This window comes from Wolbachia endosymbiont of Drosophila bicornuta, assembly GCF_028982105.1.
Classification (GTDB): Bacteria; Pseudomonadota; Alphaproteobacteria; order Rickettsiales; family Anaplasmataceae; genus Wolbachia; species Wolbachia pipientis.
This window is the reverse complement of record NZ_JAPQLF010000098.1, coordinates 1-3,038: the sequence shown is the minus strand read 5'-3', so window position 1 is coordinate 3,038 and position 3,038 is coordinate 1. Positions and strand designations below refer to the sequence as shown.

Annotated in this window: 2 protein-coding genes and 1 pseudogene; 1 reads left to right on the top strand and 2 read right to left on the bottom strand. The window is 37.1% G+C overall.

Annotated features, from left to right (window positions below; all coding sequences use genetic code 11):
• Positions 1 to 186: 186 nt before the first annotated feature.
• Entirely contained in the window at positions 187 to 1,194 is a 1,008-nt protein-coding gene (gene tsaD, locus OZD68_RS03060) for a tRNA (adenosine(37)-N6)-threonylcarbamoyltransferase complex transferase subunit TsaD (RefSeq protein ID WP_182309476.1), read from the bottom strand.
• 298 nt (positions 1,195 to 1,492) lie between these two features.
• On the opposite strand from tsaD, the pseudogene OZD68_RS06770 reads away from it, so the two are divergent.
• A pseudogene (locus OZD68_RS06770) lies at positions 1,493 to 1,594 on the top strand (WPE palindromic element domain-containing protein); the annotation flags it as partial.
• Between the two features lie 39 nt (positions 1,595 to 1,633).
• Here OZD68_RS06770 and OZD68_RS03050 read toward each other — a convergent pair.
• Entirely contained in the window at positions 1,634 to 2,371 is a 738-nt protein-coding gene (locus OZD68_RS03050; RefSeq protein ID WP_182309477.1) for a WD_0702 family putative metalloprotease, read from the bottom strand.
• Positions 2,372 to 3,038 lie beyond the last annotated feature (667 nt).

The following is a 3,038-nucleotide window of genomic DNA, read 5'->3' as shown; positions in this document are numbered from 1 at the left end:
ATGCGGCTTGACAAATTTATTGTCATCTCAGACCTCGGAGAGAACCATATGCTACTTTTAACTTATGTAAAATTACCAAGGATTATGGAGAAGATATGCTGTTTTGATTTGTGTGAAAATTATTGTTGACTTATGTGCAATTAGAGAACCTAAGTCACTTTAGCTATAATTCAGAATTGAGAGCTTTTAATAACTCTCTAACTCCCACTTAGGTCTTGGTGCAAAATTAAGTGGATCTATATAATTTTTCTGTAACCTTTCAATTCCTGTCCATCCAACCATAATTGCATTGTCTGTACATAGGTCGTTAGGGGGAAAAAATATGTTTAAGTTTATGTGTTGTTTTAATTTTTCTCTCAAGAAATTATTTGCTGCAACTCCGCCGGTAATCACAAAGTCATTGATTTTGATATTTAAAGATTCGGCCATAATAATCGCATTACTAACCCTGTCCAGCAGTATGTCACTAATACACTCTTGAAACGAAGCACATACATCACACACATCTTGCTCGCTCATTTTAAGTTCTTGTACTAAGTTTTTTACTGCTGTTTTAATCCCAGAAAACGAAAAGTTACATCCAGAACGTTTTATCATTGCCCTTGGCAGTTTGAATCTTGTGCCATTGCCTTTTTTAGCCAACTTTTCAATTAATGGGCCTCCTGGGTAGCTTAAACCCAGCATCTTAGCAACTTTATCAAATGCTTCTCCTAGTGAATCATCGAGCGTTTCTCCAAGTTTAATGTATTTACCTACATCCTGTGCAATTAAAAATTGACAGTGACCACCTGATATTAGTAGGACTAAAAATGGAAATTTTACCTCATGCAGTAACCTAATAACCAATGCATGCGCTTCTAAGTGATTCACTGCAATGAACGGTTTTTGTGCTACATGCGCAATTGCTTTAGCCATCATTGTACCAACTATTAATCCACCTATGAGTCCTGGTCCTGATGTTGCTGCAATTGCATTGAGGTCACAAAAGTTAAGGTTAGATTTTTTTACAGCGCTTTTTATCAGGCCACTTAAATGTTCCATATGAGCACGTGAAGCTATCTCAGGAATCACCCCACCGCGTTTTTTGTGTTCTACTTGAGAAAGAATCTTGTGAGCAAGGACTTGCTTGTCACTATTTACAATCGCTACTGCAGTTTCGTCGCAGCTTGTTTCAACAGCTAAAATGGTTTTCATGTATATTTAGTTACTGTATTACCAAAACTATACTTTGAAACGCTGTAGAAGTTAACTGCAAAGTTAACTTCTATAGCTAAAAGATTTACCGACAACCGTCATTCCGCTACGTGTTAGCTGATGAGATACCGCGCACAACTGTACGAACATTCATTCTTAAAGGTAAACTGCACAGCAAATGGTCTCATTCCAGTGCTTGACACTGGAATCCAGCCTTGCCGTAATCTCATCAAGAACGTTGTGTTTTAACATAAGATCAGCCACTTTTATGCTCACCAACTTAGTGCCCAATCCAAATTCCTGGATTCCAGTGTCAAGCACTGGAATGACACCATCTACTACTCAAATTACCTGCAAATTGCAATGTTCGTACACCAAAAGAATGAATCGCGGTATGACGGTTCGCGGCGGCATGACGTAGGAAAACCTGCACTATAAGCTAATCATCATCTCCAAATATAGAGCTAATTTTTTTGCCCCCAGGAGAAAATTTATTAGTCCAACTGCTTTGCACTTTGGTTACGTCTTTAGTGGCAGTTTTATTGCTGTATTCCTTGATTTCCTTATCTATTCTCTCCATCATTTGTGAATCAAGGTAGCTCTTTTTCCATTGGCCAGTAGCAAGGAACACTTTGTTTAAGTCTTGAGTGCGGATTAAGTATTCTTTATCTTTATGGTAAACCTCCTGCGCCCAAGCAAATAGCTCAAAATAGCGTGCAAATAATTCAGATGCACGTGATTTTGCAGTTTGATAAGCCTGTATCTCCTTAAATATAACTTGGCCGATAATTTTCTGCACAAGAATATTTGCTTGCTTTAGGTTCTGCTCAATATCCTGGTAAACTTTATGGAGGAATTCCTGCTCCAAATTTAAGTTCAGTTCATTTTCAACCATGTGTGAAAGTTCATGCACTATAATGTATGGGTTTGACTTCCTCAGTACAATAACATATCTATTTACACTGGAAGACCTGATTGTCTTACACACTCCCTCTTCCATATCCACTAATCCCTCTTGGTATATTTCAAATGAGAGCCTATTTTGCTTTATTAGTGATAAAGTGAGGTTTAATGTGTTTCTAAACTTCTCAAATTGATAGAGATATTCGACATACCGTATTGCATTTTCACTGCTTCCTACTTGAGTTGCTTGTTTTATTAAATTCCTGATTAGCATACCTTATTGTTAAAGGAATTCTTTTTATACTCAAGAATTGATTGGCTACAAAGTGTTTTTAGGAAGCCTGATTGCATAGCTAAAGTAATTCATGTTTACTGATAACCGTCATACCGCGATTCATTCCATAGCTGTAAGAACATTGTGATTTGAGAGCAATTTCCATAAGGGAGGATGTCATTCCAGTGCTTGGCACTGGAATCCAGCCTTTCCATAATCATCAAAACATTGTATTTTAACGTAAAACAGCTATTTTTATGCTCACCAACTTAATAAAATTCCTGGATCCAAGTAGTCAGGGCACTGGGATGACATTACAGGGGCACTGAAATGACACCATTTTCGGTCTCTTAAATTGCTTTAGCCATAAATATTTAAGAAATTTACTAAATAAAAAAAAGGCAAAAGAAGCCCCGTGGTGGTTGGCTATTTACTATGTACTAAAATATCGGCGTTTTTTTTATTCTAAAACGCTTGATTAAGAGCGATTTAGCTGCTTTTAACTTGCAACTAACCTACACCGCAAGTGTTTAAGAAATTTACTAAGCAGGAAAAAAGGCAAAGAAACCCCGTAGTAGCTAGCATTCAAATTCTCCATTGTCAATTTGACGTTTTTTGCTGTCTTAAACGCTTTGTAAGCGCGTTTCGGCTTATATAGGTAAAAACC

Excerpts from the sequence above, each read along its gene's own strand:
- tsaD (WP_182309476.1), bottom strand. The coding sequence starts at position 1,194 with ATGAAAACCATTTTAGCTGTTGAAACAAGCTGCGACGAAACTGCAGTA.
- OZD68_RS03050 (WP_182309477.1), bottom strand. The coding sequence starts at position 2,371 with ATGCTAATCAGGAATTTAATAAAACAAGCAACTCAAGTAGGAAGCAGT.